At 61.9% G+C, this 16,201-nt stretch carries 16 protein-coding genes; 8 read left to right on the top strand and 8 right to left on the bottom strand.

Going from position 1 to position 16,201, the window contains the following annotated elements; translation table 11 throughout:
• The first annotated feature begins 43 nt into the window (after positions 1–43).
• From mtgA to E0501_RS08495, 4 genes are read left to right on the top strand one after another with little or no spacing between them, the layout of a single operon-like run.
• On the top strand, positions 44–784 hold the full coding sequence (gene mtgA / locus E0501_RS08510) for a monofunctional biosynthetic peptidoglycan transglycosylase (RefSeq protein WP_137700964.1): 741 nt from the start codon (positions 44–46) through the stop codon (positions 782–784).
• Positions 785–841: 57 nt separating this feature from the next.
• Complete coding sequence (gene fzlA / locus E0501_RS08505) at positions 842–1,507, top strand: FtsZ-binding protein FzlA (RefSeq protein WP_137700963.1); 666 nt, start codon at positions 842–844, stop codon at positions 1,505–1,507.
• Positions 1,508–1,556: 49 nt separating this feature from the next.
• On the top strand, positions 1,557–2,582 hold the full coding sequence (queG, locus tag E0501_RS08500; protein ID WP_137700962.1) for a tRNA epoxyqueuosine(34) reductase QueG: 1,026 nt from the start codon (positions 1,557–1,559) through the stop codon (positions 2,580–2,582).
• The gene (locus tag E0501_RS08495; protein ID WP_137700961.1) at positions 2,579–4,573 is read left to right on the top strand and encodes a hydantoinase/oxoprolinase N-terminal domain-containing protein; all 1,995 of its coding nucleotides are present in this window, start codon (positions 2,579–2,581) and stop codon (positions 4,571–4,573) included. The genes queG and E0501_RS08495 overlap by 4 nt, the downstream gene beginning before the upstream one ends.
• Here the strand turns inward: E0501_RS08495 and E0501_RS08490 are convergent.
• Positions 4,570–5,133, bottom strand: a complete 564-nt coding sequence (locus E0501_RS08490) for a nucleotide exchange factor GrpE (protein WP_137700960.1) — start codon at positions 5,131–5,133, stop codon at positions 4,570–4,572. The two genes, E0501_RS08495 and E0501_RS08490, sit on opposite strands and share 4 nt — an antisense overlap.
• A gap of 14 nt (positions 5,134–5,147) precedes the next feature.
• Positions 5,148–6,212, bottom strand: coding sequence for a heat-inducible transcriptional repressor HrcA (hrcA, locus tag E0501_RS08485; RefSeq protein ID WP_137700959.1), 1,065 nt, complete (start codon positions 6,210–6,212; stop codon positions 5,148–5,150).
• A 119-nt stretch (positions 6,213–6,331) separates the two neighbouring features.
• Between hrcA and rph the strand changes: the two genes are divergently transcribed.
• The 4 genes from rph to E0501_RS08465 are packed head-to-tail and all read left to right on the top strand — an operon-like array spanning position 6,332 to position 9,156.
• The gene (rph, locus tag E0501_RS08480) at positions 6,332–7,048 is read left to right on the top strand and encodes a ribonuclease PH (RefSeq protein WP_137700958.1); all 717 of its coding nucleotides are present in this window, start codon (positions 6,332–6,334) and stop codon (positions 7,046–7,048) included.
• A complete protein-coding gene (gene rdgB / locus E0501_RS08475) occupies positions 7,041–7,649 on the top strand; it encodes an RdgB/HAM1 family non-canonical purine NTP pyrophosphatase (RefSeq protein ID WP_137700957.1) in 609 nt (202 codons plus the stop codon). Before rph ends, rdgB begins: the two co-directional genes overlap by 8 nt.
• A complete protein-coding gene (gene hemW / locus E0501_RS08470; RefSeq protein WP_137700956.1) occupies positions 7,642–8,799 on the top strand; it encodes a radical SAM family heme chaperone HemW in 1,158 nt (385 codons plus the stop codon). The genes rdgB and hemW overlap by 8 nt, the downstream gene beginning before the upstream one ends.
• Positions 8,800–8,802: 3 nt before the next feature.
• Complete coding sequence (locus E0501_RS08465) at positions 8,803–9,156, top strand: YbaN family protein (protein ID WP_137700955.1); 354 nt, start codon at positions 8,803–8,805, stop codon at positions 9,154–9,156.
• On the opposite strand, the gene E0501_RS08460 is transcribed toward E0501_RS08465, so the two are convergent.
• The 6 genes from E0501_RS08460 to rho are packed head-to-tail and all read right to left on the bottom strand — an operon-like array spanning position 9,151 to position 15,933.
• Positions 9,151–10,041, bottom strand: coding sequence for a ParB/RepB/Spo0J family partition protein (locus E0501_RS08460; RefSeq protein ID WP_407943406.1), 891 nt, complete (start codon positions 10,039–10,041; stop codon positions 9,151–9,153). The genes E0501_RS08465 and E0501_RS08460 overlap by 6 nt on opposite strands.
• A gap of 12 nt (positions 10,042–10,053) precedes the next feature.
• Entirely contained in the window at positions 10,054–10,863 is an 810-nt protein-coding gene (locus E0501_RS08455; RefSeq protein WP_137700953.1) for a ParA family protein, read from the bottom strand.
• Positions 10,856–11,470 carry a 16S rRNA (guanine(527)-N(7))-methyltransferase RsmG gene (gene rsmG / locus E0501_RS08450; RefSeq protein WP_137700952.1) on the bottom strand — a complete coding sequence of 205 codons (615 nt, stop codon included), beginning with the start codon at positions 11,468–11,470 and terminating at the stop codon, positions 10,856–10,858. The genes E0501_RS08455 and rsmG overlap by 8 nt, the downstream gene beginning before the upstream one ends.
• Entirely contained in the window at positions 11,467–13,341 is a 1,875-nt protein-coding gene (gene mnmG, locus E0501_RS08445) for a tRNA uridine-5-carboxymethylaminomethyl(34) synthesis enzyme MnmG (RefSeq protein WP_137700951.1), read from the bottom strand. The genes rsmG and mnmG overlap by 4 nt, the downstream gene beginning before the upstream one ends.
• A 3-nt stretch (positions 13,342–13,344) precedes the next feature.
• On the bottom strand, positions 13,345–14,631 hold the full coding sequence (gene mnmE / locus E0501_RS08440) for a tRNA uridine-5-carboxymethylaminomethyl(34) synthesis GTPase MnmE (protein WP_137700950.1): 1,287 nt from the start codon (positions 14,629–14,631) through the stop codon (positions 13,345–13,347).
• Between the two features lie 30 nt (positions 14,632–14,661).
• Entirely contained in the window at positions 14,662–15,933 is a 1,272-nt protein-coding gene (rho, locus tag E0501_RS08435) for a transcription termination factor Rho (protein ID WP_137700949.1), read from the bottom strand.
• Positions 15,934–16,201: the final 268 nt, after the last annotated feature.

Genomic DNA, 16,201 nt, shown 5'->3' with positions numbered 1-16,201 from the left:
GTTTCTTTTTGCCTAAGCTCTGCTGCTTGCATATAGCTGTGTCGTGGCAAAGAAACCGACGAAAAAGCAGGCAAAAGCCAGCAGCAAAACGAATTTGGTCGAGCGGGGGCTTACGCCCTATCGCTGGCTGAGGAAATGGCTGTTCCGGCTGGTTGTGATCGTTGTCGTGGTTATCCTGGGCGTGATCGGCGCCCATTCCACGTTCAATCCGGGCGACACGTTTTACATGAAATCCGAGGCGCGGCGGCTGGGTGGAATCGATCATATCTGGGTGCCGCTGGAGGATATCGCGCCGGTGATGGCGCGGTCCGTCGTGGCGGCGGAAGACGCGAATTTCTGCCTGCACTGGGGGTTCGACGTGGAGGCGATCCGCGCCGCGCTGGAAGAGGGATCGGGGCGCGGGGCATCGACGATCAGTCAGCAGGTGGTGAAGAACGTCTACCTTTGGCAGGGACGCAACTGGCTGCGCAAGGCGCTTGAGGCGGTGATGACGCCGCTGGTTGAAATGCTGTGGTCGAAGCGCCGGATCATCGAGGTGTATCTGAACGTGGCCGAGTTCGACGAGGGCGTGTTCGGTATCGACGCGGCGGCCCAGCATTACTTTGGCGTCACGCCGGCGCAGCTGAGCCCGTTGCAGGCGGCGCGGCTGGCCGCGGTGCTGCCCGCCCCCAAGGGCAGATCGGCCTCGAAACCGTCGCGGCTGGTGGCGCGACGGGCGGCGGCGATCCTGGACGGGGCGGAAACAATCCGCCGGGATGGGCGCGCGCGCTGTTTCGAGGATTGAAAATCCCGCGGCAAAGCGGCATTGAGGAACAGGTTATCCGAAAGACCCGATTGATCCATGGCCACGCTTTATCACGTTCCGCTTTCCCCCTTCTGCCGCAAGGTCCGGTTGAGCCTTGCCGAGAAGAAGATCGAATGCGAGCTGATCGAGGAGCGCTATTGGGAGCAGAACGCCGATTTCATGCGGCGCAATCCGGCGGGCAAGGTGCCGGTTCTGAAGATCGACGGCATGACCCTGTCGGAAAGCGCCGCGATCTGCGAATACCTGGAGGAGGCCTATCCCGAGACGCCGCTGATGCCGAAGGATCCGGTCGGACGCTTCGAGGTGCGCCGGCTGGTGGGATGGTTCGATGACAAGTTTCACCAGGAGGTGACATCGAAACTGGTCTACGAGCGGGTGAACAAGAAGGTGATGCAGCAGGGATACCCGGATTCGAAAAACGTGAAGACGGGCGCGCAGAGGATCAAGTATCACCTGGATTACATGGCGTGGCTGCTGGATCAACGGCGCTGGCTGGCAGGCGACGCCATGACGCTGGCCGATTTCGCGGCGGCGGCGCATCTGAGCGCGCTCGACTATATCTCGGATGTCGACTGGAACCGCAGCGAGGTGGTCAAGGACTGGTACGCGAAGATCAAGTCGCGCCCGGCCTTTCGCGGCATCCTGGCGGACCAGGTGCCCGGCTTTCCGCCGCCGGCGCATTACGCCGACCTGGACTTCTGAATGGGGGCGTTGCCCCCATACCCCCAGAGTATTTCCGGCAAGATGAAGCATGGACGATGACCTGAAATCCCGGCTGGTGGCACAGGCCCAGGCCGAGGGGTTTGCGATGGCGCGGGTGTGCCGGCCGTGGGATGTGCCGCAGGTGATGGACGATCTGCGGGGTTTTCTGGCCGAGGGTTATCACGGCACGATGGGCTGGCTGGCCGATCGCGTGCATTGGCGCGGCGATCCGGCGGCGCTTTGGCCAGAGGCCAGGTCAGTGATCATGCTAGCCGAGAATTACGGACCGGAGATGGTAGCGGATGTGCCGGATTCGGCTGGATCAGTCTCGGTTTATGCGCGCAATCGCGATTATCACGACGTGGTCAAGAAACGGCTGAAACGGCTGGCGCGGTGGCTGATTGCGGAGGCCGGGGGCGAGGTGAAGGTGTTTGTCGACACTGCGCCGGTGCCGGAAAAGCCGCTGGGCCAGGCCGCCGGGATCGGCTGGCAGGGCAAGCACACGAACCTGGTGAGCCGGGAGCTGGGGAGCTGGTTTTTCCTTGGCTCGGTGTTCACCACGCTGGAACTGGAGCCCGACACACCGGAGGTCGACCATTGCGGCAGTTGCCGGGCCTGCCTGGACGCCTGCCCGACAGGGGCCTTTCCCGCACCCTACCGGATCGACGCGCGGCGGTGCATTTCCTACCTGACGATCGAGCACAAGGGCCCGGTCGATGAAGATCTGCGCCCGTTGATGGGCAACTGGATCTACGGGTGCGACCTCTGCCTGGCCGCCTGCCCCTGGAACAAGTTTGCAACCGCTGCGCAGGAGATCAAGTATCACAGCCGCGCCGACCTGATCGCACCGCCGCTGGCGGAGCTGGCCGCGTTGGACGATGCGGCGTTTCGCGAGAAATTCAGCGGATCGCCGATCAAGCGGATCGGGCGGGGAAGGTTTGTCAGAAACGTGCTGTACGCTGTCGGTAATTCGCAGGACCTGGCGCTGATCCCCGTGGCAGAAGCCCTTGTCGAGGATGACGATCCGGTGGTCGCGGATGCGGCGCGCTGGGCAGTGGGGAGATTGCGGGGATGAGCCTGCTTCTGGGGGTGGATACGGGCGGTACCTATACCGATGCCGTTCTGATCCGGGACGAGAAAGACGTGGTCGCCACCGCCAAGGCACTGACCACGCGGCATGACCTCGCCGAGGGGATTGGGCAAGCGGTGGCCGAAGTTCTGGCCGCATCGGGTGCCGCGCCCGGAGAAATCGGCATGGCGGCGCTGTCGACCACGCTGGCCACGAATGCGCTCGTTGAGGGCCAGGGTGGGCGAGTGGCGCTGGTTTACGTGGGCTTTGCCGAACGCGACCTGGACAAGCATGGACTACGCGATGCGTTGAAGGGCGATCCGGTGCTGATCCTGGCGGGCGGGCATGACCATGCCGGACAGGAACGCGAAGCGGTGGATCTGGACGCGCTTTCGGCCTGGTTAGAGACTGTTTCGGGCGTTTCAGGATTTGCCGTGGCGGCGCAGTTCGCCACCCGCAATCCGGCGCACGAAAACGCGGTTGCCGCGGCAATTCGTGAAACAACCAGCAAGCCGGTGTCCTGTTCGCACCACCTGTCGGCGCGGCTGAACGGGCCGAAACGGGCGCTGACAGCGGTGCTGAACGCGCGGCTGATCGGGATGATCGCGCGGCTGATTGGCCGGGCCGAGGAGCGGCTGAACGATCTGGGTATTGACGCGCCATTGATGGTGGTGCGGGGAGACGGGGCGCTGATTTCCGCGGACATGGCGCGTGAGAAACCGATCGAGACGATCCTGAGCGGCCCGGCCGCGTCGATCGTGGGGGCCGGGTGGCTGACCGGGGCACAGGATGCGCTGGTTTCGGATATCGGCGGCACGACGACCGACATCGCGCTGTTGCGCAACGGGCAGCCGGCCATCGACCCGGATGGCGCACGCGTTGGTGGGTTTCGCACCATGGTCGAGGCGGTGGCGATGCACACCACCGGCCTGGGCGGCGACAGCGAGGTGCATGTCAGAAGCGAGGGCCTTGACGGTGGCGTGACGCTTGGGCCACGCCGCGTGGTGCCGATCAGCCTGCTGGCGCATGAAGCGCCGGAAAGCGTGTTGCCGGTTCTGGAAAACCAGGACCACAGCACGATGCCGGGCGAGTTCGACGGCAGGTTCGTGCGCCGCGTCCCCGGAACGGACAGCGACGGGCTGACCGCGCGAGACGAAGAGGTTCTGGCCCGCATTGAGGGCGTGCAGTGCGTGGCGCACGTGCTTCGCACCCGGATCGAACGGCAATCGCTAAGGCGTCTGTGGGATCGCGGAATTGTTCAGATGTCGGCGGTCACGCCATCCGATGCCTGCCATGTGCTGGGGCGGCTCGATGCCTGGGACACGCGAGCGGCCAAGCTGGCGCTGGGGTTGCTGGCCCGCAAACGCACCGGTGCCGGTGAGCCACTGGCGCGCGATGCCGAGAACATGGCCCGAATGATCGTGGACCAGATGACCGAGCAGACGAGTTTAGCCTTGTTAGAGACTGCTTTTGCCGAGGACAGCGCGTTTGACGCCGCGCCCGGGGACATGGCCCGGCATGTGCTGATGCAGATGGGGCTGAGCCATCATCGGGGGTTGGTACGGCTGGATGCGGGGTTGAACCTGCCGGTTGTCGGGCTGGGAGCCTCGGCCCGGACATATTATCCGGCGGTGGGCGAACGGCTGGGCTGTGAAATGGTCCTGCCGGAGCATGGTGGCGTGGCCAATGCCATCGGGGCCGTGGTTGGCCGCGTAACGATGCGGCGCACCGGCATGGTGACCGCGCCCAGCGAAGGGCGGTTCCGCATGCATGGCGAAGACGGGCCGCAGGATTTCGCCGCGGCCGAAGCAGCGATGGCAGCTCTGGAATCTGACCTGATGAGCCGAGCGCGCGCGGCGGCGGAAGCCGCCGGCGCCGAGGATATTCACCTGCGCACGGCACGGGACATCCGGCGCAGCCAGGTCGAGGCGCGAGAGGTGTTCATCGAGGCCGAAATCACCGTCGAAGCGACGGGCCGGCCCCGAATCGCGCGTTAGCCTTTGGGGGTGGACGACACGCCGACCTGCGCCGGCCGCAGCAGGCGATCATGCAGCATGAAACCCTCGGCCGAAACCTGAATGATGTCGCCGGCGGTGGTGCCGGGGACCGGGGCTTCGAACATGGCTTCGTGGTGATTGGGATCGAACTTTTCACCGACCTCGGGCGCGATGATGGTGATGCCGTGCCTGGAAAACACGTTGAGCAACTCGCGCATGGTCAGCTCGACCCCTTCGATAAGGGCGGCGGACACGTCGCGCTGTTCGTCGGTCGCCGCTTCGAGCGCGCGTTTCATGTTGTCATAGACCGGCAGCATGTCGCGGGCTAGCTTGGAGCCGCCATATTGTTCGGCGTCGCGGCGCATCTTGTCACCACGCTTGCGCGCGTTTTCGGCATCGGCCAAGGCGCGCATGAACTTGTCCTTGAATTCGTCACGCTCGGCCCGCAGCGCGTCCAGCTCGGCCTCGGCGGCGTCGATCTCGGCGATTTCCTCGGCCAGCTCTTCGGCTTCGGCGGCTGCAATGTCGTCGAGAAAGTCTTCTTCCTTGGGGTCTGCCATTCGTCTTCCTACCTTCAATTTCGGTCGGAAATCAGCCGTCCGACCAACTGGGCCGTGTAATCGACGATCGGAACGATCCGCCCGTAGTTCAGCCGGGTCGGGCCGATCACGCCGACGGCGCCGATAATCTTTCGATCAGCGTTCATATAAGGAGACACGACCAAAGAGGAACCCGAAAGTGAGAAAAGTTTGTTCTCGGAGCCGATAAAAATGCGCACGCCCTCGCCATCCTCGGCGAGTTCGAGGAATTCGGCGATGTCGCGCTTGCGTTCGAGATCATCGAAGAGTTCGCGAATACGGTCTAGGCCCTCTTCTTCGTCGCTGCCGGACAGGAGATTCGACCGGCCGCGAACAATCAGGCGTTCGTGGTTTTCCCCCTGTCCTTCCCACACGGCAAGGCCGCTTTCGACCAGATCCTGCGCCAGCGTGTCGATTTCGCGCCGGCGGGCATCGACTTCCTTGCGCATGACGGTGTTGAGCTCCGACAGCGTTTTGCCCTCAACGATGGCGTTGAGAAAATTGGCCGCCTCGCGCATGGCGCTGGGCGTGAGGCCGGGCGGCGGCGTGAAGATGCGGTTTTCGACGTGGCCGTCGGCAAAAACCAGCACGACAAGGGCACGATCCTGCGCGAGCGAGACAAACTCGATATGGCGGATCGGCGCTTCGCTCTTCGGAGCAAGGACGAGCGACGCGCCCCGCGTAACGCCGGAGAGGGCCGAGCCGATTCGATCGAGCATGGTATTCACGTCGCCCGAGTTCGACCCCATTGTTTCGTCGATCTTCTGGCGGTCGTCATTCATCAGGTCGCCCACTTCGAGCAAGCCATCGACAAACATGCGCAGCCCCGCCTGTGTGGGGACACGGCCGGCGGAGACGTGCGGGCTGTCGAGCAGGCCCAGGAATTCGAGGTCCTGCATGACATTGCGGACAGTTGCCGCGCTGACCTTTTCGCTCATCGTGCGGGTCAGCGTGCGCGAGCCGACAGGATCGCCGGTTTCAAGATAGGATTCGACCACGCGGCGAAAAACTTCGCGCGAGCGGTCGTTGAGTTCTTCCAGAAGCTTACTGCTGTCTTTCATAGATCCAATCCGACCAAGCGTCGGACATTTAAGAAGCGTCTTGCCCAAAGGTCAATCGGGGTTGCACTTGGCTGCAGGCCGCCTGTATCCCGGAGCCATAAGGCGAAAAGGATCAGACGATGCGACCTTCGGGTAGAGATTTAAGTGAAATGCGGCCGGTTTCAATCGAAACCGGGGTAACGAAACATGCCGAAGGGTCCTGCATGATCCGGATGGGCGATACTCATGTTCTGTGCACGGCGACAATCGAAGACCGGGTTCCGCCCTTTATCAAGGGCTCGGGCCTCGGCTGGGTGACGGCGGAATACGGGATGTTGCCGCGTTCGACCACGTCGCGGATGCGGCGCGAGGCCGCTGCGGGCAAACAGGGTGGCCGCACGGTTGAAATTCAGCGGCTGATCGGGCGGTCCCTGCGCGCGGGCGTTGACCGGGTTGCCCTGGGCGAACGGCAGATCACGGTGGATTGCGACGTGATCCAGGCAGACGGTGGGACACGTTGTGCCTCGATCACCGGGGGATGGGTTGCGCTGCGGCTGGCGGTGAACAAGCTGCTCAAGACCGGCGATGTGGTCAGCGATCCGCTGGTCGATCCGGTTGCCGCCGTCAGTTGTGGTATTTACGCGGGCCAGCCGGTGCTGGACCTGGATTACCCCGAAGATAGCGAAGCCGGCGTTGACGGGAATTTCGTCATGCTGGGCTCTGGTCGGTTGATCGAGGTGCAGATGAGTGCCGAGGGGTCGACCTTTTCGCGCGAGCAGATGGACGAATTGATGGCCTTGGCCGACAAGGGCGTGAAAGAGCTGGCTGAATTGCAGAAGGCGGCGGCGAGTGCGTAAGTTCGATGGCAGGGAGCTGGTTATTGCAACGCACAACAAGGGCAAGTTGCGCGAGATTGCCGAGCTGCTTGAACCCTTTGGCGTAACGGTCAGCTCGGCCGCGGATCACGGGCTGGAAGAGCCTGAAGAAACCGAAGACACCTTCGCCGGTAACGCGCGGATCAAGGCGCATTTCGCGGCCAAAGCGACAGGGCTGCCGGCGCTTTCGGATGACAGCGGGATCATGGTGGATGCGCTGGACGGCGCGCCCGGCGTTTACACCGCCGACTGGGCCGAAACGCCGGAGGGGCGGGATTTTCCGATGGCGATGGAAAAGGTCTGGCGCCTGCTGGAAGAGAAAAACGCGCCGAGCCCGCGCAAAGCGGCGTTCAATTGCACGCTGTGCCTGGCCTGGCCGGATGGGCATGACGAAATCTTTGAAGGTCGCGTGGAAGGGCAGATCGTCTGGCCGATGCGCGGCGAGAACGGGTTTGGCTTTGACCCCGTGTTCCTGCCGGACGGGGAAAGCGAAACCTTTGGCGAGATGGATCCCGAGAAGAAACACGGGATGAGCCACCGCGCCGTTGCCTTCCGACAGCTGGTGCAGGGCTGTTTTGGCTGAGGATTGGCAAGAGAGCGGCTTTGGCATTTACGTGCATTGGCCGTTTTGCACGTCGAAATGCCCCTATTGCGATTTCAACAGCCATGTCGCGGCGGAAATCGACCAGTCGCGCTGGGTTAGAGCCTATTTACATGAGATTGACCGTTACGCGGAAGAGGTGCCGGGGCGGGTTCTGACTTCGGTCTTTTTCGGGGGTGGCACGCCCAGCCTGATGGCGCCCGAAACGGTGGCGGCGGTGATCGAACGTATCCGGCATCACTGGCCTGCGGCGAATGACCTGGAAATCACGCTTGAAGCGAATCCAGGGTCGGTTGAGGCCGGACGGTTCCGGGGATATGCCGACGCGGGGGTGAACCGCGTGTCGATGGGGTTTCAGGCATTGAACGATGCGGATCTGAAGCGCCTGGGACGATTGCATACCGTGAAAGAAGCATTGGCCGCATTCGATATAGCGCGGTCACAGTTCGACAGGGTGAGTTTCGACCTGATCTATGCACGGCAAGACCAGTCGCTGGCCGATTGGCAGGCGGAATTGAGCCAAGCGGTCAGTTTGGCGATCGATCATCTCTCGCTTTATCAATTGACGATCGAAGCGGGCACGGCCTTCGGTGACAGGTATGATGCCGGCAAACTGCGTGGGTTGCCTGATGATGACCTGGCGGCGGACATGTACCAGGCAACGCAGGAAATTTGCGGTGAAGCCGGGTTTGAGGCCTATGAAGTCTCTAATCACGCCAAACCCGGCGCGGAATCGCGCCATAACCTGATCTACTGGCGCTATGGCGATTATGTGGGGATCGGGCCGGGCGCGCATGGGCGGCTGACGATTTCCGGGCAGCGCTATGCGACCGAAACGCCACTAGCGCCACAGGTTTGGCTGAATCAGGCCGAGGAAACCGGGGGCGAGAGCCTGCGCCGCGCGCTGAGCCGGCGCGATCAGGCGGAAGAATTCCTGATGATGGGGTTGCGCCTGACTGAGGGTCTGGACATGCGCCGCTTTGAACGTCTTGCGGGCGAACCACTTGATCGCCGTGCGCTGGCCCATCTGGAAGACATCGGCATGATCGCGCGCGATGGCCACAGGATGCGCGTGACAAATGCCGGGCGCATGGTGTTGAATGCCGTGATCACCGAGTTTCTGGCAGGGTGAATGATGCGTTTCCTTTGGGCGGGCCTGGGTCTGATTTGCGTGGGGCTGGGGTTGGCCGGTGTCATCCTGCCACTGGTGCCGACCGTGCCGTTCATGCTGTTGGCCGCGTTCTTTTTCGCCCGATCGTCGGAGCGGCTGCATAATTGGCTGCTGAGCCATCCGCAGTTCGGCCCGGCCATCGTTGACTGGCAGACGAACGGCGCAATCCGGCCACGTGTGAAACGCATCTCGACCATCTCGATTGCGGTGGTGTTCGGTATTTCACTTGTTCTTGGGCTGCGGCCGATGGTGCTGATCATTCAGGCCGTCGTGCTGACGGCAGTGCTGATCTTCATCTGGTCGCGACCAAACCTATAGCGTGAGCTTGCGGCAAAGCTCGTCCAGGTCATCAAGCGAATTGTAGCGGATCACGATCTGGCCGGATTCCTGACCCTTGTCGTGATTGACGCTGACCTTCATGCCCAGGTTCGCCGTCAGATCCCCTTCGAGCGCGACGGTATCGGCGTCTTTTTCCGGTGTGGTCGTCTTGGTCTTAGACTTGCCCTTGCCCTGGGTGCCCTGCTTGGCCAAGCGTTCGGTCTCGCGCACCGAAAGGCCCTTTTTCACCACGATGCCGGCAAGGGCCGAGGGATCTTCGGCGGTGATGAGCGCCCGGGCGTGGCCTGCCGAGAGCTTGTCGGCTTCGAGCAGGTCGAGCACGTCACGCGGCAGCGAGAGAAGACGCATCTGGTTGGCGATGTGCGAGCGGCTTTTGCCCAGGGCCTGCGCCAGCTGTTCCTGGGTGTGGCCGAACCGGTCGATTAGCTGGCGATAGCCGGCCGCTTCTTCAACCGGGTTCAGGTCGGCACGCTGGATATTCTCGATGATCGCGATTTCCAGCACTTCGGTATCGTCAAATTCGCGCACGAGAACGGGAAGTTCGTGCAATTGCGCGATTTGCGCGGCGCGCCAGCGGCGTTCGCCAGCAACTATTTGATATTGCTTACTATTTTTAGGATCAACCCGAACGATCAGCGGCTGGATCACGCCCTTTTCACGGATCGAATCGGCCAGATCCTGAAGCTTGTCCTTGTCAAAGCTGCGGCGCGGCTGATCGGGGTTGGGCACGATACGCTCGATCGGCAGATGGCGTTCGGCGCGGCGTGTCGCCTCCCCACCTTCACGCTCGGCGGGTTCGTTGCCGACATCGGACATGAGCGCCGACAGTCCGCGCCCCAAACCTCGTTTCTTCTCGGCCATCATCTGCCTCCGTTGTTATGCCGCGGCGCGCGCGTTGTTGCCCAGCAGTTCCCGCGCAAGATTGCGATACGCCTGGGCGCCCTTTGACTCGGGCTCGTAACTCAGCACCGGCATTGAGAAGGACGGCGCCTCGCTTACACGGACGTTGCGGGGAATGACGGTTTGGAACACCAGCTCTCCCAGATTTTCGCGCGCATCTGATTCGACCTGCTGCGACAGGCGGTTGCGGCCGTCATACATGGTGAGAACAATGCCTTCGATTCGCAGGTTGGGATTGGCGCTGTGGCGCACTTCGCGCAGGGTGAGCATGAGCTGCGATAGCCCTTCTAGCGCGAAAAATTCGCTTTGCAGGGGCACCAGCACGGAATGCGCGGCGACCATGGCGTTGACCGTCAGAAGGTTAAGCGACGGCGGGCAATCGATCAGGATGAAATCGAAATCATAGACATCCATCGCCGGCTGGCGCAGCGCATCGTGCAGAAGAAAACTGCGCTTTTCATTCGAGAAAAGCTCGATATCTGCCGAACTGAGATCAACGGTCGCCGGCACGATCATCAGGTTTTTCGTGTCGGTGTCGCGGATCACGTCGGCAAGTGCGACCTCGTCCAGCAACAGGTCATAGGTCGTGTAATCGCGATCACCCGCTTCGACCCCAAGACCAGTGGAGGCGTTGCCCTGCGGATCGAGATCGACGACGAGAACGCGCTTACCAAGTTCCGCCAGCGCCGCGCCCAGGTTGATCGTGGTGGTGGTCTTGCCAACGCCGCCTTTCTGGTTTGCGACGGCGATGATTTTGGGCCCCGGGGGGCGAGTCGGGTCAGACACGGGCGAGTCCTCTGATCTTCAGGATGACGGCGTCGGATTCGGTGATGCTTGGAATTGCATCATACGAGAATTGCCACGCTTCGCACGCGGTTTGAACCTCGGATTCCCAGTTTTTTCCCTTTGGGAAAAGACAGGAACCGCCGGGGGCGAGATGCCGTTCCGCAAAGCTTAGAAGCTGGGAAAGATCGCTGAGCGCGCGGGCGGACAGGATATCGGCCTGCAAAGGGTCCAAGGTTTCAATTCTTCGGGCAATGACCTGACCGGGAATCGAAAGCTCGCGCAGGACAGTGCGCAGGAAGGTCGCTTTGCGCTGATCGCTTTCCACCAGGGTTACCCTGGCCGGGTTTCCGGCCTCGGCAGCACAGATTGCGACAACGAGGCCCGGAAAACCGCCTCCGCTGCCCAGATCGGCCCAGTGGTCTGCGGGATAGTCAAGTAGCTGGAAAACCTGAAGGGAATCGCGGACATGGCGCTCCCACAGGGTAGAAATCGTGGACCGTGCCACAAGGTTGATGCGCGGATTCCATTTTTCGAGAAGCGCTGCAAATGCCGCGAGACGCTCGAATGTTTCACGTGAAACATCCAGGCTCTCGGCTGTCGGACTCACGCCGACTTCTCCCGCCGGGCCTGGCGCAGTTTGGCCAGAAGCAAGGCCAGTGCGGCCGGGGTCATCCCGTCGATCCGGCCCGCCTGGGCAAGGTTGCCGGGCCGGGCATTCGCGAGCTTGGTCTTGAGTTCGTTGGAAAGACCTTCGATGCCGTCATAGGCGAAATCTGACGGGATCACCTGACCTTCATCGCGTTTGAGCGCTTCGACATCGCGTTTCTGCCGTTCGATATAGTTGGCATAAAGCGCGTCTTTCTCGAGCTGGGCACGAATCTCGGACGCAATCCCTTCGAACGCGGGGTCAAGCGGCAGGAGGCGGTCGAAATCAACATCAGGAAAGGCCAGAAGAGCCATGCCGTTGCGGCGCGTGCCGTCCTGGTTCATTTCAAATCCATGCGCATTGAGCTGCGTTGGCGTCCAGCTGTGCGATTCGAGAAGTGCGCGGCCTTTCGCAAGCGCCTCGGCCTTGGTTTCAAAGGCCGCGCGACGATCCGCTGACACGCAACCGAGCGAGATGGCCAGAGGCGTCAGACGCTGATCCGCGTTGTCAGCCCGCAACGACAGGCGGAATTCGGCGCGCGAAGTGAACATGCGATAAGGCTCGCTCACGCCCCGCGTGATGATATCATCGACCATCACGCCGATATAGCTGTCTGCCCGGCTGAACAGCACGGGATCACCCCCGCGCACCGCGCGCGCAGCATTGAGGCCCGCAACAAGTCCCTGCGCCGCGGCCTCTTCATAGCCTGTCGTGCCGTTGATCTGGCCGGCGAGGTAAAGACCGGGCACGGATTTCATCGCCAGCGTCGCGTCCAGCGCGCGGGGATCGATGTAGTCATACTCGATGGCGTAACCCGGCTGCAGGATCACGGCCTCCTCAAGCCCCCGGATGGAATGCACGTAGTCATGCTGCACATCCTGGGGCAAAGACGTGGAAATGCCGTTGGGATAGACCGTGTGATCGTTCACGCCTTCCGGCTCAAGAAAGATCTGATGCGACGGCTTGTCGGAAAACCGAACGATCTTGTCCTCGATCGAGGGGCAGTAACGCGGGCCGATGCCGTCGATATGCCCACCATACATGGCCGAGCGGGCCAGGTTTTTCTCGATGATCTCGTGGGTTTTCGTGTTCGTATGGGTGATTCCGCACGACACCTGCGGCGCCGCAGGCGCCGTGGACATAAACGAAAACATCGTCGGAACGTCATCACCGGGTTGGGATTCGAGGATGTCCCAGTTGATCGTGCGGCCATCAAGGCGGGGTGGAGTACCGGTTTTAAGGCGCCCCAGCGGCAAATCGAAGCTGTCCAAACGCTCCGCTAGGCGCACTGACGGGCGATCACCCATACGCCCACCGGGGCGGGAGACATCACCGATATGGATAACGCCGCGCAGGAAGGTGCCGGTGGTCAGGATCGTCGCCGGCGCATGTAATTCGCTGTCATCCGCAAGGCGCACGCCGGTCACCCGGCCGCTGTCCATCAGGAAATCGGTGGTTTCGCCCTCGATGATCGTCAGGTTTTCGCGCGCTTCGGTTTCACGCAACATCTCGCGCCGGTAAATCGCTCGGTCTGCCTGTGCGCGGGGGCCTTGCACTGCCGGGCCTTTGCGCCGGTTGAGCAGGCGAAACTGGATGCCGGCCAGATCCGCCACGCGGCCCATGACGCCGTCCATCGCATCGATTTCGCGCACGAGATGGCCTTTGCCCAGCCCGCCAATGGCGGGGTTGCAGGACATCACCCCGATATCCGAGCGCCGCAAGGTGACAAGCGCGGTACGCGCACCCATACGGACCGCGGCATTCGCGGCCTCTGTTCCGGCGTGGCCACCGCCGACCACGATAACATCGAAGTCATGTTTCACGTGAAACACTCCTTACTTGCCAATGCAGAAGCTGGCGAAAATTTCGTCGAGAATGTTCTCAACATCCACACGGCCCACCAGCGCGTCAAGCGCGCGCACCGCGCTGCGCAGTTCCTCGGCCGCTATATCGGAATGTTCCGGCCCCAGATCAAGCATGCGCGCCGCATCATCTAGGGATTCTACGGCGCGCTGCATCGACAGCCTGTGCCGTTCCCGTGTCGCGATCCCGGCATTTGCCGCCCGACCCGAGAGCGTTTCGGTGATCTGCGCGACCAGGTCGGACACGCCTTCGCCCGAGACGCCCGAGATTGCGCCTGTCTTATCGTCCAGCAAATCCGCCTTCGCGCGCAGAACGATGTCTCCTTCTCGCGGCGCCACGCCGGGATTTTCATTTTCCTCGACCAGGAAAACGCGCAGGTCGGCCTGTTCAGCCCGTTCACGCGCTCGGGCGATGCCGATGCTTTCAACGTGATCCTCGGTTTCCCGCAGGCCAGCGGTGTCCAGAAGGGTGACCGCCAAGCCGCCAAGATCCATCCGCACCTCGATCACGTCGCGCGTGGTCCCGGCATATTCCGAGGTGATCGCGGCCTCGCGTCCCGCCAGCGCATTCAGAAGCGTCGATTTGCCCACGTTCGGCGCACCGAGGATAGCTACCTCGAAGCCCGTGCGAATCCGCTCGGCCATGGAAACGCCCGCGATTTCGTGCTGCAGGCTGTCTCGTGTCCTGGTCAGAAGCTGCTTGACCTCGGGTGTGACATCCACCGGCACGTCCTCATCGGCGAAATCAATCGTTGCTTCAAGAAGAGCGGCTGCCCGGATCAGATCGGCGCGCCAGGTTTCCGCGCGATTTCCCAGATCGCCGGACAACACGCGCAAAGCCTGACGGCGCTGGGCCTCGGTTTCCGCATCAATGAGATCGGCCAGGCCTTCGACCTGGGCCAGGTCGAGCTGACCGTTTTCCAGCGCGCGGCGGGTGAACTCGCCCGGGTCTGCCGGTCGCAGGCCATCAATCTGGCCAAGCTCTCGCAACAACGCCGCGATCACCGCGGTAGAGCCATGCACCTGGAACTCGACCACCTCTTCGCCGGTAAAGCTGGCCTTGGCGGCGAAGCACAGCACCAGCGCCTCATCGAGATGGACACCATCAGAGCCGGTCAGCGCCCGCAAAGCGGCACGGCGCGGCTCAGGCAGACCGCCCGCCAGCCTGTTGCCCGCCGCCCAGGCCAACGGCCCGGAAACGCGGATTACCGCGACCCCCGATTTACCGGGGGCCGTCGCCAGTGCAAAAATCGTGTCCATTTCATCTAACCTGTTGATTTACAACAGATTTTATCCATTCATAGAGTCAAAGAACTCGGAATTCGTCTTGGTCTGCTTGAGTTTCCCGATGAGGAATTCGATCGCATCCGTGGTCCCCATCGGGTTGAGGATTCGGCGCAGAACGAAGGTCTTGGACAGGTCCTTGGGATCGACGAGCAGATCCTCTTTCCGGGTGCCGGATTTGAGGATGTCCATCGCCGGGAAGACGCGCTTGTCGGCCACCTTGCGGTCAAGCACGATCTCGCTGTTGCCAGTGCCTTTGAACTCTTCGAAGATCACCTCATCCATGCGGCTGCCGGTGTCGATCAGAGCGGTCGCGATGATGGTCAGCGAACCACCTTCCTCGATGTTCCGCGCAGCACCAAAGAACCGCTTGGGGCGTTGAAGCGCGTTGGCGTCGACACCGCCGGTCAGAACCTTGCCCGAGCTGGGCACAGTGGTGTTGTAGGCGCGGCCCAGACGCGTGATCGAGTCGAGCAAGATGACGACATCGCGCTTGTGTTCGACAAGGCGCTTGGCCTTTTCGATAACCATCTCGGCCACGGCCACGTGGCGCGAGGCGGGTTCATCGAAGGTAGACGACACGACTTCGCCCTTCACGCTGCGCTGCATGTCCGTCACCTCTTCAGGGCGTTCGTCGATCAGCAGGACGATCAGGTAGCATTCCGGGTGGTTCGCCTCGATCGAGTGGGCGATGTTCTGCAAGAGAACCGTTTTACCCGTGCGCGGCGGCGCCACGATCAGCGACCGCTGGCCTTTGCCGATCGGCGCGACCAGGTCGATGATCCGTGCCGAGCGGTCCTTGATCGTCGGATCCTCGATCTCCATCTTCAGCCGTTCATCGGGATAGAGCGGCGTCAGGTTGTCGAAAGCGATCTTGTGGCGGGCCTTCTCGGGCTCTTCAAAGTTGATCTGGCTGACATCGGTCAAGGCAAAGTAGCGCTCGTTCTCGAGCGGCTGCGCCAGTTTACCGTCGATCGTGTCGCCGGTGCGAAGCGAGAATTTGCGGATGGTTTCGGGCGAGACATAGATGTCATCGGGGCCCGGAAGATAGTTTGCCTCGGGCGAGCGCAGGAAGCCAAAGCCATCCTGCAGCACTTCGAGCACACCATCGCCATAGATTTCCCAGCCTTCCTCGGCCCGCTCTTTCAGGATCGAGAACATGATCTCGCCCTTTCGCATGGTCGAGGCGTTCTCGATCTCGAGCTCCTCGGCCATGGTGACGAGTTCCTTGGGGCTCTTGGCCTTGAGTTCGGACAGGGTGATACGTTCGATTGTCATGGAAATATCCTGGATCGGCCAGAAATCCCTGGCGCTCGATCTTGTCTGGTGTTGGAAAACCCTTTTGCCCGGACGGGCAGGTTGACCGCTAGATAAGCCTGCCTGTTTCCCGAGTCAACAATCCTTGCGGATTGCCGATGCGCCGGGACGTTTCGCACAGACCCCGATGCCAGCCCAAATAAAATAAAAAGAAAAAGAAAGAAGGATGATGATTTTGTAGGGGCGGCGAAAGCTGTGGATTATCGAACAGTCCACAGGGAGAGACGGT

It is taken from the genome of Marimonas lutisalis (assembly GCF_005434965.1).
Lineage (GTDB): Bacteria > Pseudomonadota > Alphaproteobacteria > Rhodobacterales > Rhodobacteraceae > Marimonas_A > Marimonas_A lutisalis.
Note: the sequence above shows the minus strand (reverse complement) of the source record. Positions and strands in the feature narration are given on the sequence as shown.